Source organism: Microtetraspora sp. AC03309, assembly GCF_020826795.1.
Classification (GTDB): Bacteria; Actinomycetota; Actinomycetes; order Streptosporangiales; family Streptosporangiaceae; genus Microtetraspora; species Microtetraspora glauca.
Genome location: NZ_JADDIL010000297.1, coordinates 1 through 733, shown reverse-complemented (window position 1 = coordinate 733; position 733 = coordinate 1). Strand labels below are relative to the sequence as shown.

The 733-nt window shown below is 65.2% G+C and carries 1 protein-coding gene; it reads left to right on the top strand.

What is annotated here, in order from left to right; all coding sequences use genetic code 11:
* Window positions 1–124 precede the first annotated feature (124 nt).
* Window positions 125–733, top strand: a 609-nt coding sequence (gene map / locus IMZ11_RS42935; RefSeq protein ID WP_228649363.1) for a type I methionyl aminopeptidase, incomplete at its 3' end; no start/stop codon positions are given.

Sequence of the window (733 nt, the reverse complement as noted above, 5' to 3'; positions counted from 1 at the left end):
ATGTTGCAGACCTCTCTATACTCGTCTGAGGTTTACATCTACCCACCTGTTGTACAAACGGTACCGCAGGTATCGAGTAAATGTCCATGCCTGTTTCGAATTGTTTGCCGGTAGGTTCCCTCACGTGGTCGATTTGAAAACCGAAGACCAGGTAGAGGCGATGGCCGCAGCCGGAGCTGTGGTGGGCGACACACTGCGCGCGCTTGCCGACCAGGCGGCTCCGGGCCGGTCCACCGCCGACTTGAACCGGATCGCAGCCGAAATCTTGGCTTCCCGCAGCGCCACCTCTCCATTCCTGCACTACCACCCGAGCTGGGCATCGAACCCGTTTCCGGCGGTGCTGTGCGTGAGTGTCAACGACGCGGTGGTGCACGGCATCCCCGATGACACCGTTCTGGCCGACGGCGACCTGGTATCGGTGGACTTCGGGGCAATTCTGAACGGCTGGTGCGGCGATGCCGCCCGCAGCTTCGTCGTGGGCACCGCAAGCGCGGCCGACACCGCGTTGATCGAGGCGACGGACGCGGCTCTGGCCGCCGGAATCTCCGCCGTCCGGCCCGGCAACACGCTCGGTGACATCGGACACGCCATCGCCACGGTGGCCCGCGAGGCCGGCTACGGGCTGTTGGCCAACCACGGCGGACACGGCATCGGACGCACCATGCACGAGCCACCCCACGTGCCCAACGTCGGCCGGCCCGGGGAAGGCATGAGATTGCAGCCAGGCCTGGTG